The organism is Lysobacter sp. H23M47 (genome assembly GCF_015209765.1).
GTDB classification, from domain to species: domain Bacteria; phylum Pseudomonadota; class Gammaproteobacteria; order Xanthomonadales; family Xanthomonadaceae; genus Novilysobacter; species Novilysobacter avium.
This window is the reverse complement of the sequence record NZ_CP063658.1, coordinates 360693-386628: the sequence shown is the minus strand read 5'-3', so window position 1 is coordinate 386628 and position 25936 is coordinate 360693. Positions and strand designations below refer to the sequence as shown.

Sequence of the window (25936 nt, the reverse complement as noted above, 5' to 3'; positions counted from 1 at the left end):
ACTCAGCCCTGCAGCTCACGCAGCGTCTGCGATGGAGGTGCGTCCAGCACCTTGCGGGTGGCGAACATGCCGGCGACCAACGCGGCGAGCATGCCCAATACCGCGCCGGCAAGCGCCATCGACCAGTTGGGCTGCCAGGGAAGATCGAACACGCGCACCGCCACCACGCCCGCCAGCACGGACGCGGCGACTGCGGCGACCAACCCGGACAACAGGCCGACGACGGCGAATTCCGACGCCTGCGCGAGCCGCAGTTGACGCCGGCTGCCGCCCAGCACGCGCATCACCCCACCTTCCAGCAGGCGCTCGTCCTGGCTCGCGCTGACCGCCGCCAGCAACACCAGCACCCCGGTGGCCAGCGAAAACCAGAACACCACCTCGACCACCACCGACACCTGGTCGGCGGTCGCCCTGACCTGCGAGAGCACCGCGTCGATGTCGATCACGGTCAGATTGGGGAATTGGCCGACGAGTTGCGCGGTGAAGCGGGTCTGCTCCGGCGGAACGCTGACCGCGGTGATGTGGCTGGCCGGGAAGCCGTCCAGCGAACCCGGGGAGGCGACGACGAAGAAGTTCGGCCGGAAGCTGGTCCAGTCGACCTCGCGCAGGCTGGTGATCGTGGCTGTGAACGGCTGACCGGCGATATCGAACGACGCGGTATCGCCCAGCTTCCACTGCAGCGATTTTGCGTAGCCCGCCTCGACCGAGATCTCCGGCGTCGCCGGCAGGCCGTCCCAGAAGCGGCCGGCAACGACGCGGTTGTCGTCGTCCAGCGTCGCGGCCATGGACAGGTTGAACTCGCGCTCGGTGCGCCGCCGGTCGGGACCGTCGCTCGGTTCGGCCGTCGCGTCATCAGTGTCAGCGTCGGTCGCCCGGACCACCGGCGCGCCGTTGTGGGCCACCAGGCGGGCACGGATCATCGGGTACAACGTGGGAGCGGCCATGCCCTGGTCGGCGATGAACTTCGCCACCGGATCGATCTGGTCATCCTGGACGTTGATGATGAACCGGTTGGGCGCGTCGGCGGCGAGCTGGAGCTGCCAGCGGTCGAGCAGGTCGGTGCGCACGAAGGTCAACAGCAGCAGCGCCATCAGGCCCAGTCCGAGCGATGCGATCTGGGCGATGCTGGTTGCCGGGCGTCGGCTGACGTTGGCCAGCCCGTAACGCAGGCTGCCGCGCAGGCGCGGGCGCAGGCGGCGCAGCAAAACGATCATCCCCCAGCCCAGCGCGCCGAGCACCGCCGCGGTGGCGACCAGTCCGCCGAGCATGGCGATCCCCAGCGCGGCCGAGCCGGCCTTCCACCACAGCAGCGCGGCCAGGCCGGCCAGGCCGGCGGCGGCCACGAGCCACGCACTGGGCTCGGTCGGGTCGAGATCGCGGCGCAGCACTCGCAGTGCGGGTACACGGCGCAGCGCCAGCACCGGCGGCGCACCAAACGCCATCAGCACGACCAGTCCAACCGCAAAACCGTGCAGTGCCGGCGTCCATCCCGCGGGCGGGATGGTCATGCCCAGCACCGGCGCCAGCCACAGGCCGATGCCCCATTGCAGCGCGAACGCCAGGGCGACGCCGACCGTGCTGGCCATCAGCCCCAGCATGAGCAATTCGCCGATATGGATGCCCGCCAGGGTGGCCTGGCTGGCGCCCAGACAGCGCATCACCGCGGTCCCGGAAAGATGACGCTGGCTGTGCTGCCGCGCCGCCATCGCGACGGCCACCGCCGCCATCACCACCGAGACCAGCGCGGCAAGGCCCAGGAAGCGTCCGGCGCGGTCCAGCGCCGCGCGGATCTCCGGACGCGCATCGCCCGCGGTTTCCAGCCTCTGGCCGCGCGCGAGCTCCGGCTTGACCGTGTTGACGAACCGGTCCACCGCACCGGCCTGCCCGGCCACGACCAGCCGGTAACCGATCCGGCTGCCTTCCTGCACCAGGCCGGTGGCCGGCAGGTCCGCGAGGCTGATGAACACCTTCGGCGCGATGTTGAAGTAGTCCAGCGCGGCATCCGGCTCGGCAGCGACCAACGCGGCGAGGGTGAAGCGGGACTCACCGACCACGATCGTGTCGCCGACCCCGGCATCCAGCGTGCTGGCACCGGCGCGGCTCAGCCAGGCGGTGCCGGGCGCGGGGATGGCGGCAGCATCACGCTCCACGCCGTCCGCACCGACGATGCGGAACACGCCGCGCAGCGGGAATCCGTTGCCCAGCGCGCGCAGGTCGCCCACCTGCAGGCGGGCATCCACGCCGCCGCCGACGCTGATCATGGTGTTGAGTTCGACCGTCGTGGTCTGTTTCAGGTCGAGCGCGGCTGCCGTGTCGGCAATGCCCGAAGCGATCGGCGAATCGCCGCGCACCACCGCATCGCCGCCGAGCAGGCGATTGGCTTCGATGGCCAGCGCACGCTCCGCCCGATCGGTGACGAAACCGACCGCTGTCACGGCCAGCACAGCCAGCACCAGCGCGGCCAGCAGGATGCGGATGTCTCCAGCCTTGAGGTCGCGTCGCAGCTGGCGCCATGCCAGCGCGGTGACCTTCAGAGCGCCGCTGCGCGGCCGCGCAGCCCGGGCGGCGCTCATGCCGCCTGCGGCCCGGTAGCGACCAGTCGTCCACCGTCCAGGCGCAGGCGCCGTCCGCAGCGGTCGGCCAGGTGGTCGTCATGGGTCACCAGCACCAGCGTCGTGCCGGCCTGCGCGTTGAGCTCGAACAGCAACTCGATGATGGCCTGGCCGGTGCGGCTGTCGAGGTTGCCGGTCGGCTCGTCGGCGAACAGCAGCGACGGCCGGGTCACGAAGGCGCGCGCCAGCGCGACGCGTTGCTGCTCGCCGCCCGACAGCTGCCGCGGGTAGTGGCCAAGGCGCTCGCCGAGGCCGACCTGCCCCAGGATCGCGCGCGCCGGACCCTCCGCGTCGCGGTCGCCGCGCAGTTCCAGCGGCAACATCACGTTCTCCAGCGCGGTCAGCGAGGGCAGCAACTGGAAGTTCTGGAACACGAAGCCGACCTTCTCCCCGCGCACCCTCGCCCGGCCGTCCTCGTCCAGCGTGGACAGCGACTCGCCGTCGAGCTCGACATCGCCGCTGCTGGGCGTGTCCAGGCCGGCCATCAGCGACAGCAGGGTGCTCTTGCCCGAGCCGGAGGCGCCGACGATGGCAATGGTGTCGCCGGCATCGATCGTGAACGTGATGCCATCCAGGATGGTCAGCTCGCCGGTCGGCAGGGGCACGCGCTTGCCCAGCCCGCGCACGCTCAGCGCCGCTGCACGCGCTCCGGCATCACTGCCATCAACAGCCGCAGCGGGAGCAATTGGCGTCGCGGTTTCATCGGCGGGCAGGGGGTGATCGGCCATGATGGCTCCTGGGTCACGGCCGCGCGGTGCGGTTGGGCGACGGTTGTTCGGATGGGAGAGCGATGGTGACAGTACGCAGAACCGCGGCATCCGGTTCCATGACGCCACGATATGAGGCTGGTGGGCGGCGCATTCAATCCGGCGCTGCCTGGGCGATGCTGCTGTTGATGCTCGCCGTTGTATTGGGCGCGTTCGCCCCAGCGGTTGCCGCGCCTGCAACCAGGACCGTGCTGGTGATGGGCGACTCGTTGTCGGCCGGCTATGGCATGGCCGCTGAGCAGGGCTGGGTCGCGCTGACCGCGGATCGCATCGCGAAGCAGAAGCCGCAGTGGCGGGTGGTGAACGCCAGCATCAGCGGAGAAACCACCGCCGGCGGTCGCTCACGGATCCTCGACGCCGTGGTCCGTGAACGCCCCGAAGTTGTGGTGATCGCCCTGGGTGCCAACGACGGCCTGCGTGGGCTACCCACGGCGCGCAGCGCGGACAATCTCGCCTTCATGATCGGCGCGGCGCACGGCGCGGGTGCCAAGGTGCTGCTGATCGGCATGCAGATGCCGCCCAACCTCGGCGCGAGCTATACCCGCGCGTTCGAGCAGAACTACCGCACGCTGGCGAATCGATTCAACGTCGCCCTGTTGCCTTTCCTGCTGCAGCCGATCGCCGCCGATCGCGATGCCTACCAGGACGACAACCTGCACCCCACCGCCGCCGCGCAGCCACAGTTGCGCGACCATGTCTGGACAGCACTGGCGCCGCTGCTGGACTAGTCGGAGTTCTCGCCGCCGTCTGGACGGCGGCGACCGTGTGCCTGACGTGGTGCCTGAGCTGAAACGGCGGCGGCAAACAACGACTCGTACTGCCGGTGTGATATTCCGCCTCACCGGGCGAATCACTTTCCATGGACACGATGAGCGCACCCTACGCGATGACGTCAGGCACCGGTGACCCGCACGCCCGGCAGGCCGCGTTCACCGCGAAGCTGGAACAGCACCGCGGCATCGTGCTCAAGATCGCCTACAGCTATTGCCGGGACACCGACGACCAGCGCGACCTGGTGCAGGACATCAGCCTGCAACTGTGGCGCGCATTCCCGGAATTTGATCCCGAGCGGAGCCGGTTCTCGACGTGGATGTACCGGATCGCGCTGAACGTCGCGATCTCGCAGTTGCGCAGCAGCAGCCGGCGTCGACGTCACCACCTGGATGTGGATGATCACGCCATCGCGGCGGTTCCCGATCAGGCTGCGGCCTCTCCCGAAGACACCCTGGCCTTGCACACCCTGCAAGCGCTGATCCGCCGACTCGACCCGCTCAACCGCGCGCTGATGCTGTTGTATCTGGACGATCGCAGCCATCGCGACATTGCCGAGATCCTCGGCATCACCCCGGGCAACGTGGCGACCAAGATCGGCCGCCTGAAACAGCGGATCCGCGAGCAGATCGCGTAAACGGCGCACGCGCCCCACCCTCGGAGACACCTTATGGAACTCGATGACCTCAGGCAGGCATGGCACTCACTGGATGCCCGGCTGCAGCAGCAAAATGCGCTGGGCACGCGCATGCTCACGGAGCGAACGCTGGAGAAGGCGCGCAGGCACCTGCGTCCCCTGCAGTGGGGCCAGGTCGCGCAGATGCTGTTTGGACTGGCCTGTCTCGCGCTCGGCGTGACAGGCTGGAACGGCTACCCGCCGCAGCCCGGAATGCTTGTTGCCGGGATCGTCCTGCATGCCTATGGCGTGGCGGTGATGATCAGCGGCGGCATCACCCTGGGCCTGATCGGCCAGATCGACTACGCCGCGCCCGTACTGCATATCCAGAAACAGCTGGCCCGCCTGCGTCGCTTTCATGTGCTGAGCGGCGCGGTGGTCGGTCTGTCGTGGTGGGTGCTATGGGTACCGGTGGTGGTCCTGCTCGCCGCACTTGGAGGGCAGGCCCGCCCAGCGTGGTTCTACCCCTGGGAATACCTCAGCGTCGCCGCAGGGGTGGTTGGCCTGATCGGGACGATCTGGTTCCACCGATGGTCTCGGGGCCCGGAACGTGCGCGCCTTGCGCGCTGGATGGACAACAGCGCCACCGGTCACAGCCTGCGCCAGGCACAGGCGCGCATTGATGAGATTGCCAGTTTCGAACGCCCCTGAGCCGGGTGGGCAATGCCGCATTTCGGCGCCGCACACGCCGCGCGAGCGGCCCTTCGCTACTGCGGCCGTTGGCCGGTCAACACCGGATACGGATTGATCGCGGTGCCCTTCCACCACAGCCGCTCCTCGTCCAGTTCGAAGATGCCGAAGTGCAGGTGCGGCGCGTCGTCGCTGGCATTGCCGGTGCTGCCCACATAACCGATCACGTCGCCCTGCTTCAGTGCTTGGCCTTCCTCGAGGTCGTCGGCGTAGCGGTCAAGGTGGGCGTAGTAGTAGGCGTAACGACCGCTGGGCTCGAACTGGTAGAGGGTCAGCCCACCGCGGTCGCTGGTGAAGAGCTTCTCCACCTCCCCGTCGGCAACGGCCAGCACCGGGGTGCCGCGCTTGGCCATGATGTCGATCGCTTCGTGAACACGGCCGCTGCCGCGCGCATCTTCATAGGTGTTGCTGAGTTGGTCCGGAGTGACGCCGCGCACTGGAACGATCAGCTTCAACCGGCTGGCGGCCGCGATGTCGGCGGCGCTGCGGGGGGCGGTCGGCTGGACTTCCGTGCCGGCATGGCCGATGTCCGCATCGGGCGATACCCCCTGGGGCGCGACGCGCTTCGGGTCGACTCGGACCAGCTCGGGCTTCAGTGGGGTGTCGGCGCTCTCCGGGCCGTCAAGGGGTTCCACCGGTATTGGCTCGCGGCGAATCTCCGACAGCGCGGGCACCGGCGCCGCTGCCGGGGCAGGCGGGCGGCGACTCATCACGAAATAAACGATATTCGCACCCACCAGGGCGCCGGCGAGGAACAGCAACACGCCCCTCAACATGCGCGCCCCCTCGCGGTCGGACCGCCGGTAATCATTGCTGCACCCGGTCGCCAGGACGGAATGTCGCGAACGCGGAACGGGATTGGCGAGCGATGGATGACGTCATGCGGGAAGCCTCGAGCGGGATGCCGTGATCGTCTCCGACGCAGCGGCGCGATTGTGTGAACGGGCGTCGCCACAGGAAAACGCGGAAGCGATCAGGACCAGTCCACCAGTGACTGTTCTACCGCGTCGCTCCAGCCTTCCCACGGGTCGCTGCCCAGACTGGACGCGCGCCGCAATGCCCGCGCGAGTGGATAGTCCGCACCAGACGCCGTGCGGCCCAGCTCGCTCCAGCGCAGCGGCACTGCCGCCGGCGCGCCCGGCCGCGCGCGCAGCGACCAGCTGGCAACGCTGGTAGCGCCGCGGCTGTTGCGTAGCCAGTCGATGAAGACCACGCCATCGCGCAATGCCTTGGACGCGGTGGCGACATAACGCTCCGGCGCGCTGCTGGCCATCGCATCGGCGAATCCCTCGCAGAACGTCTTGGCCTGCGTCCAGCTCGGCCCGGGCGCGATGGGAACCACCACATGGATCCCCTTGCCCCCCGTCAGGCGAACGAAGGACTGCATGCCCAGTTCCTCGAGCCGGTCGCGCACGTCGCGCGCGGCGACGACGACCGCTTTCCACGCCACGCCATCACCGGGATCAAGGTCGAACACCAGCCGGTCGGGATGCTCCAGGTCGTCGGCGCGCGCCCCCCATGGGTGCAATTCCAGTGTACCCATCTGCACCAGGCCCCGCAGTCCCTCGACATCGCGGACCACCATGTAATTGGACTTGCCACCGTCCTTGGCGCGGACCGCTATCGCATGCACGCTGTCGCCGAATGCTTCCGCGTGGTGCTTCTGGAAGAAGCACTCGCCGGCGATCCCGTCCGGACACCGCAGCAAGGACAGCGGTCGATCGGCCACCTCGGGCAACAGCCAGTCGGCGATGGCGGTGTAGTAATCTGCGACTTCCTGTTTGGTGATGCCCGCATCGGGGTACACCACCCGGTCGGGGCTGCTGATCGCGGCCATTTTGGGGTCCTCCTTTTTGTTCTGGGAACGGGCGGTTGCAGGGGCCGCGGAACCGACCTCGTCTGCGCTCTTGTCCTCGCGCAGCCGCTGATAGCTGGCCTGGCGCAGCAGCCCTTCCTTGCCCCAACCGCGGAACGCGACCTCCACCACGATTTCCGGCTTCACCCACACCGCGTTCCCCACCGGGAAGGCGACGTGGGCCGGCAGCGGCACGGTCGGCTGCTTGCGCACCATCGGCTTCAGCCGCGCTGCCAGCCCACGCAAGGTAGCGTCGTCGAAGCCGGTACCGACGCGCCCCACGTAGACGAGCTCGCCCTCTCGGCGGGTGGCCAGGAGCAAGGACGCAAATCCGATCCGGGAGCGCTGGGGCGGCATGAAGCCCACCACCACGAACTCGTCGCCCTGGGCGTGCTTGATCTTCAGCCAGCTGTGCGAGCGCCTGGGTGTGTAGCGGGCATCCGCGGCCTTGCTGATGATGCCTTCCATCCCTTGGGTGCGGCTTGCTGCGAAGACCTCGGCGCCGTGGCCGGTGACATGCTCGCTGTAGAGCAGCGGCCCGGGCGTTCCAGCCGTGTCCAGCAGTTCGGCCAGCAAGCCCTTGCGCTCATCCAGCCGGGTGGCGGTGAGGTCGATGCCGGCCAGGGTGGGCAGATCGAACACCACGTAGCGCAGGTCGCCCCGGGCCGTTCCCTTGAGCGTGTGCTGCAGGGTACTGAAGCTGTCATTGCCCTTGGCATCCAGGGCGATCAGTTCGCCATCCAGGCTGGCCGAATCGAGGCCCAGACGCTCCAGCGCATCCACGATGACGGGATGCTCGCCGGTCCAGTCCAGGCCGTTGCGCGAGCGCAGCCGGACGCGGCCGTCATCGATCGTCGCCAGCAGACGATAGCCGTCCCATTTGAGCTCGTGCAGCCAGTCGTCACCGCCCGGCGGTGCGGCCTGAAGCGTGGCCAGCTGCGGCGCGATTTCCGTGCCGCCCTTCAGGGGCTTGGCCCCCTCAAGCGACCGGGCGCGCGCCTTCCAGTCCACCCGGCCTTTCGTTTTGCGCGGCCTGGACGCCTTGGCGGCTGATCCGGGCTGCGCGGGTCGCGGGGGGCTGGCTTGCCTGCCCGACTTTTTGCCCGCGCGAACCGGTGCACCGGCCCCGTCCGCGAGCAGGTCATCGGCCTCGAGGTCGGCGGCATACGCGTCATCGCGCTTCAGCAGCAGCCACTGTGGCTTGCTGGCCCGTTTGGCGGTGCGGATCAGCTTCCAGCCACCGCGGAGCTTCTCGCCCTCGAGCACGAAATCCAGCTTGCCTTTGGCCAGCCCTTCCAGCGGGTCGCCGTCGCACGCCCAGACCCCGTGGTCGAAGATCTGCACGTGTCCGGCGCCGTAATTCCCGGCCGGAATGTCGCCGGCAAAGTCGGCGTAGTCCAGCGGATGGTCCTCGACCTCCACCGCCAGACGTTTCTCACCCACCCGCAGCGAAGGCCCTTTTGGCACCGCCCAGCTTTTCAGCACGCCATCGGCTTCCAGGCGGAAGTCGTAATGGCGCGCGCGGGCATGGTGCAGCTGGACCACGAAGATGGGGCGCTGCCCCGTCTTCCGCACGGCCCCGTCATCGGGCTCGGGGGTGTCGCCGAACCTGCGTTTGCGGGCATATTCCTGCAGACCCACGGACGACCTCAGGCCACCTTGCGGCGTTTGGTGGCGCTCTTGGTGGCGCTCCTTGACGCCTCGGCGCTGGATTTTCCGTCCGCGCCTTTCGACTTGCCGGACGCGGTCTTCTTCGCTTTCGTCGACTTGGCGCTGGCCGCCTTCTTCTTCGCGCCGGAGCCGGCTTCGGCCTTTTCGGTTTTGCCGGCAGGCGCCTTAGTCGCCGACTTCTTCTTCGCCGCCGCTGTTTTTCTGGCGCTCTTTGATGTCGCGGTTTTCTCTGCCGCCGGGGTTCGCTGCTTGCGCTCGATGCTCTTCTGCAGCAGTGACATGAAGTCGACCACGTTGGTCGCGGCATCCTCGCCGACCGCCGGCTCTTCCTCCGGACGCTCGACCACCTTGCGGTCCTTCACCCGCTTGGCGATCACGTCGTGCAGGCGTTGCCGGAACTCGTCGTGGTATTCCTCCGGATCCCAGTCACCCGACATCGCCTCGATCAGCTGCTCGGAGACCTTCTGCTCCCTGGCGGAGATGCGGTAGTCCTCCGGCTTGCCTTCGGGGATCCGGTATTCGTCGATGTCCACCAGTTCCTGCGGGAAGCGCATCATCAGCAGCAGCAGCGCATCGCCGTGCGGAATCACCGCGCAAAGGCTCTCACGGGTGCGGATGACCACGCGCGCAACCCCAATGCGCCCGGTCGCGTTGAGCGCCTCGCGCAGGAGCACGTAGCCCTTCTCGGCTTTCTTGGCCGGCACGAGCACGTAGGGCTTCTCGAAATAGCGCGGATCGATCTGGCTGGCCTCGATAAAGGATTCGACCTCGATCGCGTCGTGGCTCTCCGGCGCGGCCGAGCGGATATCCTCGGGCTCGAGCACGACGTAACTGCCCTTGTCGTATTCGAACGCCTTGACGATGTCCTTCCAGGCGACTTCCTCGCCGGTGGAGGAATTGACGCGCTCGTAGCGGATCGGGGTCTGGTCGCGCGAATCGAGCATGCGAAGGGAGATGTCGGTGCGGCGCTCACCGGCCATCAGCGACACGGGGATGTTCAACAGACCGAAGGACAACGTGCCGGTCCAGATCGGGCGGGCCATGGGCGACTCCTGCCTGGCTGAGGATGGGTAGCGCCAGTATTGGCACGCCGCGGTGATGCAGGCGTGGAGTCGTTTCACCGCCCATTGCCGCCCCCCCGGTTAGCGTCGAGCGCAGATCCCGATGGAGTCCGCCATGTCCCGCAAAGCACAGACCGTCCACACCGATCCCGCAGCCATTGAACGGATCCAGGAGCGCATCGAGCAGTTGCCCGGCGGCGCCCACGTCAGCCTGTTGATGGAGGACGGAGAAGAGATCGAGGGGATTGTCGTGGTGCGGCCTTCCGCGCAACTGTTCTTTGGCCCCGATGGCAAGGAAGGCACCAACGCCAGGGTCCGTCTTTCCCAGCCGGCGATGTACCAGCCCGAAAGCGTGGCCAACACCGACGTCTGGCTGGACCGGATCGTACTGATACGGCGACTGGACCCCGAGGAGCAGCCCGCACCAGCCCCGGGCCACTGAGCCAGGCGCCCAAACGCCGGGCAAAAAGAAACCCGGCCGAAGCCGGGTTTCCCTTTTATCGCATGCGATCGCCGAGGCGACTGCAGTTGATCGGTGCTTAGACGGCTTCTACCGCGTCAGCCTGCAGGCCCTTCTGGCCCTGGGTGACGGTGAAGCTGACCTTCTGGCCTTCCTGCAGGGACTTGAAGCCCTGGCCCTGGATAGCGCGGAAGTGAACGAACACGTCCTCGCCATTCTCACGGGAGATGAAGCCGAAGCCCTTTGCATCGTTGAACCACTTGACGGTACCGGTTTCGCGGTCTGACATTTTCTTGCTCCTTGGAACAGTGTTTTTGAAGTACCGCAATGAATGCGGCGAGATGCTGGTTGCAAGGAGTAAGCGAGGTGCAACGATGTAGCGGATCAGGGATCTACAGCATCGGGCCACGATTCACGGTGACCCTGGCAAACAGCAAAGCGCACCGTACTGCCAGCACGCCGGGATTGCAACAAGTTCGTACCTTGGACCGGGCGGGCGTTCAGGACCGCAGCCGCTTACCGGAGCGGCGTCAGCCCGGCGCAAGCCAAATGGTGCCGCACAGGCGTCGCGACCATTATCCTGTCCAGCGGCGCCCTCGCGCGCCCTCCATCTCCAGACGCAAAGAGCGCTTGTCATGACCGACCCCAACACCCCGCCCGACCGCCTCGCCACCAATCCGCGCAGCCCGCACTACGACGAATCGATGTTCGAGCGCGGCATCGGCATCCGCTTCAACGGCGAGGAGAAGACCAACGTGGAGGAGTACTGCGTCAGCGAAGGTTGGGTGCGCCTGCCGGTGGGCAAGTCACTGGACCGCCGCGGCAACGCAATGACCATGAAGTTCAGCGGCACGGTCGAGCCCTACTTCCTGGACACCGTGGCTGGCACGGACGACCAGTAGGCTCCGTGTCGCTCGCGCCGGCCGGCATCCGGTGAAATCCGGCGAGCTGTCGTTCCACCATCCGCCTGCCTTCTGGGCAGGCTGCGCGCTGTTGGTGGGCGGCGTGCTCTCGCACCTGCCGATGTTCCTGATGGGCCGGCACACCGGCTGGCAGATGGTCGGCATGGCGATGGATGGCTGGATGCTGACCGGGATGGCGCTGATCCCGCTGGGGCTGGGATTGGCCTTCCATGGCCTGATGCCACGGCTGGGGCAGATGCGCCACGTATTGGCCGGCGGCAAGCACCTGCAGTTCCACCTCGCCGATTCGGTCGCGCTCAATCGCGAGCACTGGCAGGTCGTCGCGGTGCTGGTGGTGGCGCTGACCGTCGATGTGATGAAGCCCGCCACCACCGGTTTCGTAATCCCGGGGCTGACCGCCGAGTACGGCATCAGCACCCGATCGGCCGGCTGGCTCGCTCTGGTGGCGTTGATGGGCACCACCGTCGGCTCGCTGCTGTGGGGTCGGCTGGCCGATGTCTACGGACGCCGCGCGGCCATCCTGTTGTCGGCGTTGATGTTCATGGGTACGGCCATCTGCGGGGCGATGCCGGCGTTTGGCTGGAACCTGGCGATGTGCTTCCTGATGGGGGCCTCCGCGGGCGGCCTGTTGCCGATCACCTTCACCCTGATGGCGGAAATCATTCCCACCGCGCACCGCGGCTGGCTGCTGGTCGCTTTGGGAGGCATCGGCACGTCGGCCGGTTACCTGGCCGCAGCGGCAGCGGCCACCTGGCTGGAACCGTTGTTCAGTTGGCGCGCGTTGTGGCTGCTGGGCCTGCCCACGGGCGCACTGATCATTTTCCTCAACCGCTTCATTCCCGAGTCGCCGCGGTTTCTATCCGCCGCTGGCCTGCCGCACCAGGCGCGCGCCGTGCTGGCCAGGTTCTCCGGCGCGGTCCCGGTCGAGCGCGACGCGGTTGCAGCGACTGCCACGGCGTTGGGTGCGCGGACCGTTCCCAGTGCCCCGGGGCGGTTGCTGCGCGGCCCACACGCGCGGATCGGCGCGGGGCTGGCGATGTGCGGAATCGGCTGGGGCCTGGTCACGTTCGGCTTCGTGCTGTGGCTGCCGGTCAACCTGGTCAGGCTCGGCGTGGATGCGAGCGCCGCGAGCGCGCTGCTCGCCCAGTCAGCACTGCTGGCCCTGCCCGGCATCGGCGTGGTGGTGTGGCTCTACCACTGCTGGAGCACGATCAAGGCGCTGGTGGCGTTCATCGCGCTGACGGCGCTGGCCCTGGCCGCATTCGCGTTGATCGACCTGGGCGGGTTGCGCTCGGTTGTCGCGACCACGCTGGCCACGGCCGCATTGCTGGTCAGCAGCGGCGGGGTGATTGCGATGCTGATTCCCTACGCCGCAGAGATCTACCCGGCCCATGTGCGCGGCACCGGCGCGGGCATGATCGCGGCCAGCTCCAAGTTTGGCGGCATCCTCGGAGCCGGTTTGGGAGTGCTGGGCTTGTTCGAGCACATCGCGCTGTCCGCGCTGCTGATCGCGCTGGCGATGGCGGTTTCCGGCCTGATGCTGGCGCGCCACGGCGTGGAAACCCGCGGGCGGCGACTGGAGGACATCCAGCGAGCGCTTGCGATTCCCGCCCTATAGAACGCGGCGTCACGCGAGTCCGGCACTGCCGGTCCGCCGACTGCAGACGCAGAAAGGGGACGGCCGGGACCGTCCCCTGGATGCCGCGACCGAAGACGGGAACGGTCGCGGCAAACGCAGTTGTCGCAGGGTTTACGGCAGCAGTACGGCGTCGATGACGTGGATCACGCCGTTGCTCGCCATCAGGTCGGCGGTGGTCACCATCGCGCTGTTGCCCTTGGCATCCGTCAGCTTCACGCCGCCGTTGGCGACTTCCGCGGTCAGCGTCGCGCCATTGACCGTCGTCAGCTCCGCCTTGCCACCTGCGTCCTTGATCTGATCGGTCAAGGTGGCCGCATCCACTGAACCCGACACCACGTGGTAGGTGAGGATGCCGGCGAGGTCGGCGTTGTTCTCGGGCTTCAGCAACGTTTCAACCGTGCCTTCGGGCAGCTTGTCGAACGCGGCGTTGGTGGGTGCGAACACGGTGAACGGACCGGCGCCTTGCAGCGTCCCGACCAGGTCGGCGGCCTTGACCGCGGCGACCAGGGTGCTGTGGTCGGGGGACTGGCTGGCGGTATCGACGATGTCACCGGCGGTTACGGCGTCAACCATGGTATCGGCGGGCATGCGGTCTGCGGACATGCTGTCGGCGCGCTGGGGCGCTGCGGTGTTGTCGCTCATCGCGGTCGGAGCGCTGGTATCGGCATCGGTCTTCTGCGCGCAGGCTGACATCGACAGGGTCGCGGCGAGGGCGGTGGTCAGGGCCAGGGGAAGCAGCATCTTGGTGTTCATGGGGAAACTCCGTACCGGTTGGGGGAAATGGCGACGGCAATCGCCACCATGTCCCTTGTTACGGGTGCGGGCCCTGCATGGATGCATCACGCGATTTTGACAAACCGGACTGTCGGCTCGCCTCAGCCGAGGGCGGTATCCAGCAGCATCATCAGCACGAAGCCAACCATCAGTCCGGAGGTGGCGTGCTGCTCGTGTCCCTGCCGGTGCGACTCGGGAATGATCTCGTGGCTGACCACGAACAGCATCGCCCCGGCGGCGAAGCCCAAGCCCACCGGCAACAGCAGCGGCGCCGCGACCAGCACGCTGGCGCCCAACACGGCTCCGACCGGTTCGATCAGTCCCGAACCCGCTCCCACCAGTACGGCGCGGGTGCGGTCATAGCCGACCGCCATCAGCGCGATCGCAACCACCAAGCCCTCGGGCAGGTCCTGGATCGCAATCCCGGTGGTCAGCAGCACCCCGTGTGCGTGGCCGGAGGCGAATGCGGCGCCAATCGCCAGGCCCTCGGGCAGGTTGTGCAGGCAGATCGCGAAAACGAATAACCACGCGCGCTTCAGGCGGGCCGGCGACGGACCTTCCGGTCCCTTGATGAAATGTTCGTGCGGAACCCAGCGCTCCATCAGCATGATCGCCAGTGCGCCGGCCAGGATCGCGGCACCGACCAGGGACCCGGAGCTCCACGGCCCCAGCCCGCTCTCCCCGGCCGCCTGCAGGCCGGGCAGGACCAGCGAGAAAGCGCTCGCGGCCAGCATTACGCCGGCTCCGAAGCCCAACAGCGCGTCCTGGAAGCGTTCGCTGATGCCGCGCGAGAACCACGCCGGCAGTGTGCCCAGCGCGGTCGCCCCTGCTGCGATCAGGCCACCACAAAGGGCACCCTGTACCGGGTTGGCCTGGATTGTCGCCAGGATCATGCGCTCTGTTCCCGGCCGATGCGGAGTGACTGCGCCGGCGGCAAAATGCCGATGGGGGAGGAAGTTCCGCGCGTGGGCGTGAGCTGCTGGCAGGCAATGATCGGGGGCACGCAGTATTCCGTTGGCAGTGTCGGCCGGGAAATCCTAGCGAACCGGCGCGCAGCGCGGCGTGCAGTCAGACCAGTTCGTCACCACTGCGTTTCGCGGCACGCATGTCGCGATACAGCCCCACGCCCATGATCACCATCATCACCAGCACGATCGTGGGCCATACCAGCACATACGCGGTCATCAGGATGTCACGCATTTTTCCGCTCCTCAGTTGTCCGACCTGGACATGATGGCCGCCACATCAGGCTCGTCCTCCTGGAACGCGGTCACCCGCTTGGCGATCAGGTTGAAGTCGAAGGGTTTGTGGTTGCCGACGCTCAGCGCGGAGCAGACCATCGTGCTGACACCGTACGCGTTGAGGGATGCCAGCAGGACCGGGTAGTCGCGCAGGAACCCGACCATCGGCACGACCAGTGCGAGCGCGGCCACCACACCAACGGTAAGTCCGGTGCGCTTGCCGAAGAAGCCGAACGCCATCAGTCCCAGCACCACGCCGGCGCCTACCGCGGCAAAGACCTCCAGCAGGACCGCCAGCGCACCTTCGATCGGGACCAGTTGGAAGCGCGCGACGATGAAGAAAACCAGCGACACCGCGACGGCGACCGTAAACGCCCTGTTGGTGACCTTGTTCCAGTAAACGCTGGCGATCACCGGGAACACGATCGAGCCCCACAGCGCGCCGACGAACACCAGCAGGTCGAGGATGTCGATGCGGAAGCTGGCGAAGATCAGCCCGGCGGTGGTTGCCACGATCATGGTGATGCGCCCGACCCAGAGCATCGTTGCCGGGCGGACCTTGCCGCGGGCCAGGTTCTTGCCGTAGATGTCGGTCATCATGATCGAGGAAAGCGCCGACAGGTCCGAGTCCGCCGTCGATGACAGCGAGCCGATCACCATGATGAAGAAGATGCCGACCACGAACGGCGACAGGTAGGTCGAGGCCATCTGCGGGATCAGGTTGTTGTGGTCGCCGTCGGCCGGGCTCATGCCGATCATCAGCGCGAACACCCCGATCATGCCCAGCCCGATCACCGTCGCGCCGTAGCTGACCGTGGCGGCGAGGAAGGTCGGCTTGATCAGGTCCTCGCGCACCGCGAACAGGCGCTGGGCGATGGTCTGGTTGCCGATGGCGTAGGCCAGCACGGCGACGAAGTACGGCGCGCCCTGCTCCAGGAACGCCTGCTTGGAGAAGAACGTGGACTGCTCGGCGCTGATCCGCTCCCAGCCCTGGGTGAAGATCTCCGTGCCACCGGCGCTGAAGAACACCAGCGGGATGATCAAGGCCGCCGAGCCCATCATCGCCGCGACCTGGACCACGTCGGTCAGCAGCGAGGCGCGAAAGCCCGACCACAGGGTGTAGGACAGCGTGCCGATGCCGGCGATCAGCACGCCGTGGACAAACTCCAGCGGCGAAAGCATCGCGACCAGCGCGCCGGCGGCGGTGAAGTTCGCCATCAGGCTGATCACGCTGCCGACGATGTTGGAACCGGCCAGGATCAGCTGGCTGGAGCGGCCGTGGCGGGCATGCATGATCTCCGCCAGCGTGTGCGCCTCGGGCGCCAGTGCGCGGAAGCGGCGTCCGAAGGGGTAGATGAACAGGATCATCAGCGCGCCCCACAGCCCGTAATGGATCGGCCCGGAGATGCCGTACTTGTATCCGGATGTCGCCGCGGCGTAGAACGAGGCCGCCCAGATCCAGGTCGCGGTCATGCTGGCGGCCGATACGCCGAAGCCGACCTGGCTGCTGGAGGTCATGTAGCCGTCGACGTTTTCCTTGCGTCGGCCGATGCGCGTGGAGATCAGGAAGGTCCCGCCGTAGAAGGCCAGCAGCAGCAGCAAGACAGTGGACGATTGCAGCTGGTTGAACTCGAACGCGGGAACAGCCAAGGACTTCTCCGATAAGTGACGACGGCGGATGCAAGGCGGAAGGACGGCAGGCCGCGTCGGATTGGTGCACCGGCGGTGCCACTACGACGCCACGCTGCGGGACCGCGACAGGGAAGCAACACCTGAACGGGCAACGCCGCAAAAACGGTCCGTTAGCGCCACGATGGGCGAAGATGCAGCGAGGACCGCGCGATTCCAATCCTCAACCTTAACAGAAACGCGTTCTGCAAGCCGTACGTGGCGCCGGCAGCCCCGCATGCCAGCGATGGAAGCGGCGTTCGCAAGCCCTCCCGCGGCCCCGTGCCACCATCGCCGGATGGCAGACGATCCGCACCTGAGCTTCATCGTGCCCGCGCACAACGAGCAGCGCCTGATCGCCGCGTGCCTGCAAGCGATCCACGCAAGCGCGCGCGAGTTGCGCGCCGACTACGAGGTCATCGTGGTCGATGACGCCTCCACCGACGACACCGCGGGCATCGCCTGCGAGCACGGCGCGCGCGTGGTGCAGGTGCACCACCGCCAGATCGCCGCGTCGCGCAACAGCGGCGGGCATGCCGCAAACGGCGACTGGCTGTTCTTCATCGACGCCGACACCCTGATCAATCCCGACTATCTGGCAGCGGCTCTGCGGGCGCTGCGCGGGGGTGCGTCCGGTGGCGGCGCCGGCGTGAAGCTGATCGGACCCACGCGGCTGCACGAGCGCATCGGCCAGTGGCTGATGATCCACGTGTTCCGCCTGGTGGGCGTGACACCAGGCTGCAGCCTGTTCTGCACGCGCGCCGCGTTCAAGGCGATCGGCGGTTTTGATGAGCGCTATTACGCCGGCGAGGACGTGGCGATGGGTCGCGCGCTGGCCCGGCACGGCCGGCTGGTGATCGTGCACGAGGTGGTGATGACCTCGGCGCGCAAGCTGCGCACCCATTCGCTGGGCTACCAGCTGCGTTTGCTGGGGCGTTTCCTGTGGCGGGGGCGGCGGATGTTGCACTCCAGGGACGAACTGGAGATGTGGTACGGCGACCGCCGCGACGAACCCTAGGCGCCCTCGCGTGAACAGCCGGACTGACGCTGTGTGCCACGCGCGAATCGCAAGCGGCAATCAGAACGGGTCGCTGGCCGGACGCACTTCGATCTCCAGCGCCTGGGCCACTTCCTGCATCGCCTCATCGTCGCTGGACAGGGTGATCCAGCCGGCGTGGACGCCTTCCTCGCCGTGCGGGCCGCTGGCCGTGTTCCAGGTCCACAGGCTGTAGCCGTATTCGCGCAGGCGGTCCGCGGCGACAGCCATCAGCGATGGCACTTCTGCCTCGGCGAGGAAATCCTCGTCGCTGGCATCCTCCACGCCCCAGTCGATCACCACGTTCCATCGCGCCGCCAGTTCGGTGATGGTATCGATGAACGAGACCGCGTCATCCTCGTCGACGAAGAACCCCGACTTCCAGTCGATCAGGTCCTTCAGCAGCCACAGCGGCTCGACCTCCTCGGGGCCCGCGGCCTCCAGCGCCTCGCGATAGGCGGAGAACTGCTGCAGGGCAGACTCCTCGTCGCCCGGATTGATCAGCAGCAGCAACTGCCAGACCAGCGCCTCGCGGGTGTCGGCCGACTCCAGGTCCACGCCGGTGCCGGACTCCAGGCCGTTGGCGAAATTGTCGTCGGGATCGAATTCCGGGTCGTGGGCAGTCATCGTCGTGTTCCGGGCAAAGGGCGTACTTGGCATCGTGCCACGCGGCCTCGTGCAGGGGCCGTCATGCCGGAGGACGCACCCTCGACGCCAGCGCGAGTCCGAGGATCGCAAGGCTCGCGGTGATCGCAAATCCCGACAGGTACGCAGCCAGCGCGGAGCGCTCCAGCAGCAGCGCGAACAGCGAGCCGCCCACGGCGAGCATGGTGGCGGTAAACAGTGCATCGCACAGCTGCAGCGCGGAGGCGTTGGCGCCCTGGCGTTCGGGTGGCGAGAGCTCCAGGGTCAGGATCGACAGGCTCGGGTAGACCGTCCCCATGCCCACTCCCGCGACGATCCAGCCGACGACGCCCACGGCAAGCGGCACCCAGGGCAGCACCGCCGCGGAAACCCCGAGCACCCCGACCAGCATCAGCGCCATGCCCGCCTGCAGCACGCGCCCGGGAGCCGGCGCGCGCATCCGGCCACGATTCCACGACCCCAGCGACCAGCCCAGTGCGCCGACGGTGAGTGCCATCCCGGCAAAGGTGGGCGAGAGGCCGCGCTCGCGCGTGAGCAGCAGCGGCAGGAACACTTCGGTCCCGAAGAACGCGGCCGAGGCGATGCCGCGCATCGCGATGACCGTCGGCAACCCGCGCGCGGCGCGCAGGGTGCCGGTGGGCAAGAGCTGCAACATGCTTGCCAACAGCCCGGCCAGCGATACCGCCATCAGCCCCAAGGCGATCCAGCCGCGCTGCTGGCCGGCGTAGCTGAGCAACAGGGCGCTGCCGGCCGCGCCGCCGGCGAGCACGATTCGCTTCCGGTTGCTGGCGCCCGAAGCAGGCGCGTGATCGGGCAGGGGGCCGATGCCGCGCAGGGGCGGCAGCACCATCGCCGCGGCCAAACCTGCAAGGAGGGGGACCAGCAGGAATACCCAGCGCCAGCCGAGGAATTCCACGATCAGGCCACTGAGCGCTGGCCCGACAATTGCTGGCAGGACCCACGCGGCGGCGAAGGCGGCAAAGATCCGCGCTCGCAGTTGCGGCGGGTAGGCGCGGCCGACCACGACATACAGCGCGACCGACATCAAACCGCCGCCAAATCCCTGCACCACGCGGCCGAGCAGCAGCACCCACATCGTCGGGGCGAGCCCGGCCACGACCAGGCCGACCGCGAACCAGGCGATGCCGTGCTTCAGTGGCGTTCCGGGTCCGCGGCGATCCGCCCAGGGGCCACTGGTGACCATGCCCACCACCGCGGCGGCAAGCGTGCTGCCAAATGCCATGGCGTAGAGCGGCAGCCCGTCGAGCGCCTGGGCGACCACGGGCATGGCCGTGGCCACCGCCAGCGCCTCGAACGCGTACAACACGATGAGCGCGACCGATCCCACCGTGAGCGCGCGGTAGCGCGGAGCGAACAGGCTCTCCGAGGCCGGCGTTTGAACCTCCGTTTCCATCCTGTGACTCGTCCTGCTGCAAGCCGCGTCGGTCGTCGAGCATAGAAGCCACCGCGGGTTGGCGATAGCGCAGGCAGGCAACCACATGGCTGAAAGAGCACGCTCCGGCCCTGCGAGCGCCGATATAATGCCGTTCGCGATGGCGTGACCGCCTCGGCAGCAATGCAGGCGCAGATGGCCCGTCCCACCCCACCCGATCCGGCCTCGCGCCCCTTCCCCGTCGCCCCGGGCGCGCCTCTGCCGGTATGGCGGGGACGCGGCCTGGTGCTGATCGCCATCGCGCTGTCCGCGCTCAACCTGCGCACTGCAGTGACATCCCTGACACCGCTGCTGGACCGGTTGGGCGAGACCTTCCAGTTCGGTCCGACCATGACCGGGGTGTTCGGCATCGTGCCGACGGCGGCGTTTGCGGTGTTCGGCGTGGCGACCCCCGCCATCGCCCATCGACTGGGACTGGAGCGCACCGCGCTGCTGGCGATGCTGCTGGCCGCCGGAGGCCTGCTCGGGCGCGGCTTTGCCGACAACACGACGCAATTGCTGCTGACCTCGGCGATTGCGCTGTCGGGCATGGGCATCGGCAACGTCGTGCTGCCGCCGCTGGTCAAACGCTACTTCGGCGACCGCGTGGGCGGCATCAGCGCGATGTACATCACCCTGCTGCAACTCGGCACGATCCTGCCGGCGCTGGCCGCGGTGCCGGTGGCGAACGCGGTCGGCTGGCGGATATCGCTGGGCGCGTGGTCGCTGGTCGCGGTGGCGGCAGCGCTGCCCTGGGCGATCGTGCTGTACCAGGAACGCTACGGCCGCTCCGCGCAGGCCCGCACGCTGGCCGCGATCCACGCCCGGTCGGTGGCCAGCGGTGATGAGGCGCCCGAGTTTGCCGCGCCGCCGCCGTCGGGTCGCGTGTGGCGGTCGCCGGTCGCTTGGGGCATGTCGCTGATGTTCGGCATGACCTCGCTGGTGACCTATTCCATGTTCACCTGGCTGCCCCGGATCCTGACCGACGCCGGCGGCAGCGCGTTGCTGGGCGGGACGATGGTCGGCGTGTACTCGTCGCTCGGGCTGCTCAGCAGCTTCGTGATGCCGGTGGTGGCGGTGCGCATGCGCAATCCCTTCCCGGTGGTGCTCGCGTGCTGCGTGATCCACCTGACCGCCTTCACCGGCCTGCTGCTGGCGCCAATGACGCTGACCCTGCTGTGGGTCGCGCTGCTCGGGTTGGGACCCAGCACCTTCCCGCTGGCGCTGACCCTGATCAACCAGCGCACCCGCACGCCGGCCGGTTCGACCGCCCTGTCGGGGTTCACCCAGGGCCTGGGCTATGCCCTGAGCTGCGCCGGGCCGTTGCTGTTCGGGGTGTTGAACGAGGTCAGCGGCGGATGGCTGTGGCCGTTCGCCTTCCTGACCGGGACGCTGGTGGTGCTGGCGTTCGGCGGCTACCTGGCGTGCAAGCCGCGCATGCTGGAAGACAGCTGGTAACGCCGACCGGAGCCACTAGCCGGACACGCCGCCGTTGTCTTGCAACCACTCGATCAGCTCCGCGCGCGCGGCGAGGTTGTGCACCGGCAACACCAGCACGTCGCCCGGCCGGGACCATGCGAGGATCGCCTGCGCCGCCTCGACCTCGGGCAGGATCGTCTGCAGGCGCGACTCGGGCAGGCCTTGCAGCAATAACTGCCCGCGCAGGATCTCCGGCACCTCGCCGGCGCGGCGACCGCGGACGTAGCCGTCCAGATCCTTGAGCACGACCAGATCGGGCAGCACCGCCGCCGCGGTTCGGGCCAGGTCGCGGATGGCCTCGTCGTCGCGGTTGCCGGCCTGGCCGAGCAGCAGGCCCAGACGTGCACCGCGTTGCTGCCGCAGCCGCGCGGCGACCGCGAGCAGGCCGGCCAGGCCGTCCGGGTTGTGCGCGTAATCGAGCAGGACGTCGGCCCCGCGGATGTGCCAGCGCTCCAGGCGGCCGGGATTGTCCTCGCGCGAACCGCCGAACTGCATCAGCACGGTGGAAATGGCCCGCACTGATACGCCCTGGGTCACCGCGAGCAGCGCCGCCCCGGCCAGGTTGGCGATGTTGTAACGCGCGCTGCCCTCCAGCGTCAGCGGCATCGCGGCCACCTCGCCGAGGCGGTGGCGCTGGCCGTGCACGCTCAGGGTCAGGACGCCGGCCTCCACCCCGCAGGTTGCCCCGCCACGCGCGCGATGCGCCATCAGTACCGGGTTGCCATCGTCCAGCGAGAACCAGGCGAGCGGGCATGTAAGCGCTGCCGATTTCTCCACCAGCAGGGGATCGTCGGCATTGAGCACCAGCACGCCATCGGCGTGCACGGCGCGGGCGACGACGAGCTTGGCGTCGGCCAGGTCGGACAGGTCGTGCACGCCGTACTCGCCGAAATGGTCGGCGCTGACGTTGGTGACCAGCGCAGCGTCGGCATGCTGCACGGCCAGACCCCGGCGCAGGATGCCTCCGCGCGCCGTTTCCAGGATCGCTGCCTGCACGCGGGTATCGCGCAGCACCCGCCGGGCGCCGTTGGGGCCGGAGTAGTCGCCCTGGGCAACGCGTGCGTCGCCGACAAACACGCCGTCGGTGCAGTTGAAGCCCGCGGTCTTGCCGGCCTGTTCAAACAGCGCGGCCAGCAGCCGCACGCTGGTGGTCTTGCCGTTGGAGCCGGTCACCAGGACAGTGGGGATGTCGTGCAGATCGGACCAGGCCACATCGTCTGGCAGCGCGTCCAGGGCCCAGCTCCGGCCGCCCTCGCCCGCGCCCAGCGTCAGGCCATCGTCATCCAAGAACGCCGGCAGCCCGCGCGCGCTGGCCGCCTGCATCAGGGACATTGCACGCGGATTGGCCTCATCGGCGGCAAGGTGCCGCAGCGTGTGCCTCGCGAGCTCGTCGTCCCAGCTGGCGGGATGGGCGGGCGCATGCGGCAGCGCACAGTGAGCGGCGTTGGGGGCAACCCGCTGCCAGGCCCATTCGTTGACCTCGGTGGCGGTGTAGAGCATGTCCTGCGGCGCGGCCATCGCCAGCGCGGCGCCGGCCCGGTGGATGTCAAGGACGACCTCCGCATCCGGCCAGTCCAGGTGGGCGCGCATGGTCCGCACGCCCACGGCCCACTGCGCGCAAAGAGCAGGCGAGGTTTCGAAGACCTCCAGCACCGCGCCGCAGCCGCCGAAGTAGCGGTTCGGTCCGGTCAGGCGACGGGAACTGTCGAACAGCTCATCGATCGGCGCGGTCGGCGGGAGGTTCAGTCGTTCTCCTCGCGTGCCAGGCGCACGCCGCGCTCATCGCGCACAAGATCCTCGTAATCGGCGAGCGAGGCAGGGGTGGATTCATCGGCCGGCTCGGCCGTCACCGGCACCTCGGGCCGGAGCGGTGCCGACGGCTCGCCTTCAGGCTGGAACTTGATCACCTGCTTCCACGAGCGGACCAGCGCATCGGCGAAGATCAGCACCAGGTCACCGGGCTCGCCCATTCGCAGGGCGGCATCGATCGCGGCCTCCTCCTCGTTGATGATGCTGACCTGCTCCTCGTCCACGCCCTGGGCGAGGAGTGCCTTGGCGAGGATGCGGGGCACCTCGTCACCATCGCGGCCGCGCAGGTTGTCGTCGCGGCGGCAGATGTAGTGGTCGAAGCGGCCGGCAACGGCGTCGGCGATCGCGCGCAGGTCCTCGTCGCGGCGGTCGCCCGGGCCGGCGACGACCACGATGCGTCGCCCCCCCACTTCCATGCGCTGGGCCAGGTCGGCCATTGCGCCGACCGCGTGCGCGTTGTGCGCGTAGTCGAAGATCACCTTGAACGGGTGCTCGGCGAACACGTTCATCCGCCCCGGGGCCTGGAAGAACGTGGTGTCGAAGGTGCGCAGGCCCTGGCGGATGGCATCGAGCTTGATGCCCATCGAGAACGCCATCGCGGCGGCGAACATCGCGTTCTGCACGTTGTGCATCGCCCGCCCTTCCAGCGTCGCCGGCACCAGGTGCGTCCACAGCAGGGGGATGTGGCTGCCCTTGTCGTACAAGGTGATCATCTGGCCATTGATGCCCGCCTCCAGCGCGCACGCCCGGCCACCGGCGCGGATGTGTTCGCGTACCAGCGGATGCTGCGGGTTGGTGGTGACGTAGCAGATGGTGGCCGCATCGGTGTAGGCCGCCATCTTCAGCACCATCGGATCGTCGGCGTTGAGCACGGCGCAATCGCGCGCGACCTCGGCGACGATGCGCTTGACCTCGGCCAGTTGCTCCAGGGTGTCGATGCCCTTCATGCCGAGGTGGTCGGCCGCCACGTTGAGCACGGCGCCGACGTCCACGTAGGGCACGCCCATGCCCGCGCGCAGCAGGCCGCCGCGCGCGACTTCCAGCACCGCCATATCAATGTGCGGGTCGGCCAGCACCATGCGGGTCGACACCGGGCCGGTCATGTCGCCTTCCACCGTGCGCTGGCCGTCGATGTAGACCCCGTCGGTGGTGGTCAGCCCGGGCGTGTAGCCGGCCATCTTGGTGATGTGGGCGAGCATCCGGGCGGTGGTGGTCTTGCCGTTGGTGCCGGTGACCGCAGCGATCGGCACCCGCGAGGGCGATCCGGGCGGGAACAGCATGTCCACCACCGGGCCGGCGACATCGCGCGCCATGCCTTCGCTCGGCGCAACGTGCATGCGGAAACCCGGCGCGGCATTCACCTCGCAGATGCCGCCGCCATCGCTCTTGTAGCTCTCGGCGATGTTCTCGGTGAGGAAATCGACGCCGCCGACGTCCAGGCCGATTGCCTGCACCGCACGCACCGCCATGTCGCGGTTGTCGGGATGGATGATGTCGGTGACGTCGGTGGCGGTGCCGCCGGTGGACAGGTTGCCGGTGGAGCGCAGGTAGACGACCTCATCGGCGGCCGGTACCGAGCCGGGCGTGTAGCCGACGCGCTCCAGCATCGTCAGCGCCTGCGCGTCGAGCTCCAGCCGGGTCAGCACTTTCTCGTGGCCAACGCCGCGACGCGGGTCCGCATTGACGAGCTCCACCAGTTGGGCGACGTTGTGTTGGCCGTCGCCGATGATGTGGCCCGGCGTGCGCCGCGTCGCCGCGACAAGCTCGCCGTTGATCACGAGCAGGCGGTGGTCGTCGCCGGGGACAAAGGTCTCCACAATCACCGAGCGCGAGACCGCCTGCGCAAGATGGAAGCCTTCGCGCACTTCGGCCTCGTTGGTCAGGTGGATCGAGATGCCGCGGCCGTGGTTGCCGTTGTAGGGCTTGGTCACCACCGGATAGCCGATCCGGCGCGCGGCCCGCAGCGCCAGCTCCTCGGTCTGGACCAGCGCCTGGCGCGGCACCGGCAGGCCGAGCGCACCGAGGATCTGGTTGGTTTCGTCCTTGTCGCCGGCAAGTTCCACCGCGATGTGCGAGGTCCTCCCGGTCACGGTCGCCTGGATGCGTTGCTGGTACTTGCCGTAGCCCAACTGGACCAGCGAGTGATCGTTCAGGCGCATCCAGGGGATGTCACGCGCCTGGGCGGCAGCGACGATCGCGCTGGTGGACGGACCCAGCGCCCGGCGCTGGGCGAAGCGGATGAATTCGTCACGCGCCGAAGACCACTCCCAGCCGTCGGGAAGGATGCCCGCGGTCTGCAGTTCCGCCGGAAGCAGCGAGGTCAGCAGGCGCATCGCCAACTCGCCGGCTTCCAGGCCCTCGTCCTTCTGCTTGTACTCGTAGACCACCGAATACACGCCCGGCTCGCCGGTGCCGCGCGTCCTGCCGAAGGTCACGTCCGCACCGGCCACGTTCTGCAGCTCGATCGCGACATGCTCGAGCACGTGGCCCAGCCACGTCCCCTCGTCCTCGCGCAGGCGGCGCACGAAACCGCCGGGTTCGCGGTAGGAGCAGCCGTGCTCGTCCAGCCCCGGCAGTGCCGCCACCAGTCCGTCGATGAAACCGGTGCCCAACCGGACCGTCGGCCATGCCTCCAGCACACCCAGGTCAAGCTCCAGGCGGATGACCGGAAAATGCGCGTACAGCGAAGGACCAAGGAAAACCGAACGATTGCGGATCCGCATGGGG

21 protein-coding genes and 1 pseudogene are annotated in these 25936 nt (G+C 68.2%); 8 read left to right on the top strand and 14 right to left on the bottom strand.

Annotated elements, in window-relative coordinates:
* Positions 1–2: 2 nt before the first annotated feature.
* The gene (locus INQ43_RS01640; RefSeq protein WP_228062583.1) at positions 3–2573 is read right to left on the bottom strand and encodes an FtsX-like permease family protein; all 2571 of its coding nucleotides are present in this window, start codon (positions 2571–2573) and stop codon (positions 3–5) included.
* Positions 2570–3340, bottom strand: a complete 771-nt coding sequence (locus INQ43_RS01635; RefSeq protein ID WP_194036911.1) for an ABC transporter ATP-binding protein — start codon at positions 3338–3340, stop codon at positions 2570–2572. Before INQ43_RS01635 ends, INQ43_RS01640 begins: the two co-directional genes overlap by 4 nt.
* A 98-nt stretch (positions 3341–3438) precedes the next feature.
* Here INQ43_RS01635 and INQ43_RS01630 point away from each other — a divergent pair, with 98 nt between their 5' ends.
* From INQ43_RS01630 to INQ43_RS01620, 3 genes are all read left to right on the top strand, one after another.
* Positions 3439–4107 carry an arylesterase gene (locus tag INQ43_RS01630; protein ID WP_228062582.1) on the top strand — a complete coding sequence of 223 codons (669 nt, stop codon included), beginning with the start codon at positions 3439–3441 and terminating at the stop codon, positions 4105–4107.
* Positions 4108–4247: 140 nt separating this feature from the next.
* On the top strand, positions 4248–4787 hold the full coding sequence (locus INQ43_RS01625; protein WP_228062581.1) for a sigma-70 family RNA polymerase sigma factor: 540 nt from the start codon (positions 4248–4250) through the stop codon (positions 4785–4787).
* 33 nt (positions 4788–4820) lie between these two features.
* Positions 4821–5477: a serine/threonine protein kinase gene (locus INQ43_RS01620; protein ID WP_194036910.1), complete on the top strand. Its 657-nt coding sequence runs from the start codon at positions 4821–4823 to the stop codon at positions 5475–5477.
* 56 nt (positions 5478–5533) lie between these two features.
* Here INQ43_RS01620 and INQ43_RS01615 read toward each other — a convergent pair whose 3' ends face one another.
* From INQ43_RS01615 to INQ43_RS01605, 3 genes and pseudogenes are all read right to left on the bottom strand, one after another.
* Positions 5534–6292 carry a M23 family metallopeptidase gene (locus INQ43_RS01615; protein ID WP_228062580.1) on the bottom strand — a complete coding sequence of 253 codons (759 nt, stop codon included), beginning with the start codon at positions 6290–6292 and terminating at the stop codon, positions 5534–5536.
* 197 nt (positions 6293–6489) lie between these two features.
* Positions 6490–9012 carry a DNA ligase D gene (gene ligD, locus INQ43_RS01610; protein WP_194036909.1) on the bottom strand — a complete coding sequence of 841 codons (2523 nt, stop codon included), beginning with the start codon at positions 9010–9012 and terminating at the stop codon, positions 6490–6492.
* 194 nt (positions 9013–9206) lie between these two features.
* Positions 9207–10085, bottom strand: a pseudogene (locus INQ43_RS01605) (Ku protein); the annotation flags it as partial.
* A gap of 133 nt (positions 10086–10218) precedes the next feature.
* On the opposite strand from INQ43_RS01605, the gene INQ43_RS01600 reads away from it, so the two are divergent.
* Positions 10219–10545, top strand: coding sequence for a DUF3247 family protein (locus INQ43_RS01600; protein WP_194034856.1), 327 nt, complete (start codon positions 10219–10221; stop codon positions 10543–10545).
* A 97-nt stretch (positions 10546–10642) separates the two neighbouring features.
* Here INQ43_RS01600 and INQ43_RS01595 read toward each other — a convergent pair whose 3' ends face one another.
* Positions 10643–10852, bottom strand: coding sequence for a cold-shock protein (locus INQ43_RS01595; RefSeq protein ID WP_043958777.1), 210 nt, complete (start codon positions 10850–10852; stop codon positions 10643–10645).
* 346 nt (positions 10853–11198) lie between these two features.
* Here INQ43_RS01595 and INQ43_RS01590 point away from each other — a divergent pair, with 346 nt between their 5' ends.
* Positions 11199–11465, top strand: coding sequence for a DUF3297 family protein (locus tag INQ43_RS01590; protein WP_194034855.1), 267 nt, complete (start codon positions 11199–11201; stop codon positions 11463–11465).
* Between the two features lie 31 nt (positions 11466–11496).
* A complete protein-coding gene (locus tag INQ43_RS01585) occupies positions 11497–13104 on the top strand; it encodes an MFS transporter (protein ID WP_194036907.1) in 1608 nt (535 codons plus the stop codon).
* 132 nt (positions 13105–13236) lie between these two features.
* On the opposite strand, the gene INQ43_RS01580 is transcribed toward INQ43_RS01585, so the two are convergent.
* The 4 genes from INQ43_RS01580 to INQ43_RS01570 form a co-directional block, all read right to left on the bottom strand.
* Entirely contained in the window at positions 13237–13866 is a 630-nt protein-coding gene (locus INQ43_RS01580; protein ID WP_194037517.1) for a fasciclin domain-containing protein, read from the bottom strand.
* 134 nt (positions 13867–14000) lie between these two features.
* Entirely contained in the window at positions 14001–14792 is a 792-nt protein-coding gene (locus tag INQ43_RS01575) for a ZIP family metal transporter (RefSeq protein ID WP_194036906.1), read from the bottom strand.
* A gap of 175 nt (positions 14793–14967) precedes the next feature.
* Positions 14968–15099: a putative transporter small subunit gene (locus INQ43_RS12850; protein ID WP_228062579.1), complete on the bottom strand. Its 132-nt coding sequence runs from the start codon at positions 15097–15099 to the stop codon at positions 14968–14970.
* An 11-nt stretch (positions 15100–15110) separates the two neighbouring features.
* Positions 15111–16790: a sodium:solute symporter family protein gene (locus INQ43_RS01570; protein ID WP_228062578.1), complete on the bottom strand. Its 1680-nt coding sequence runs from the start codon at positions 16788–16790 to the stop codon at positions 15111–15113.
* A gap of 316 nt (positions 16791–17106) precedes the next feature.
* On the opposite strand from INQ43_RS01570, the gene INQ43_RS01565 reads away from it, so the two are divergent.
* Positions 17107–17826, top strand: a complete 720-nt coding sequence (locus tag INQ43_RS01565) for a glycosyltransferase (RefSeq protein WP_194034851.1) — start codon at positions 17107–17109, stop codon at positions 17824–17826.
* Between the two features lie 60 nt (positions 17827–17886).
* Here the strand turns inward: INQ43_RS01565 and INQ43_RS01560 are convergent, their stop codons facing one another.
* A complete protein-coding gene (locus INQ43_RS01560; protein ID WP_194034850.1) occupies positions 17887–18471 on the bottom strand; it encodes a hypothetical protein in 585 nt (194 codons plus the stop codon).
* Positions 18472–18532: 61 nt separating this feature from the next.
* Positions 18533–19903 (bottom strand): MFS transporter, encoded by a 1371-nt coding sequence (locus INQ43_RS01555; protein ID WP_194036905.1) that lies wholly within the window; start codon positions 19901–19903, stop codon positions 18533–18535.
* 174 nt (positions 19904–20077) lie between these two features.
* Between INQ43_RS01555 and INQ43_RS01550 the strand changes: the two genes are divergently transcribed.
* Positions 20078–21379, top strand: coding sequence for an MFS transporter (locus INQ43_RS01550; RefSeq protein WP_194034847.1), 1302 nt, complete (start codon positions 20078–20080; stop codon positions 21377–21379).
* Positions 21380–21394: 15 nt separating this feature from the next.
* Here INQ43_RS01550 and INQ43_RS01545 read toward each other — a convergent pair whose 3' ends face one another.
* Both INQ43_RS01545 and cphA read right to left on the bottom strand, forming a co-directional pair.
* Positions 21395–22990 carry a Mur ligase family protein gene (locus INQ43_RS01545; RefSeq protein WP_194036904.1) on the bottom strand — a complete coding sequence of 532 codons (1596 nt, stop codon included), beginning with the start codon at positions 22988–22990 and terminating at the stop codon, positions 21395–21397.
* Between the two features lie 152 nt (positions 22991–23142).
* Positions 23143–25932 (bottom strand): cyanophycin synthetase, encoded by a 2790-nt coding sequence (cphA, locus tag INQ43_RS01540; RefSeq protein ID WP_194036903.1) that lies wholly within the window; start codon positions 25930–25932, stop codon positions 23143–23145.
* Between the last annotated feature and the right edge of the window lie 4 nt (positions 25933–25936).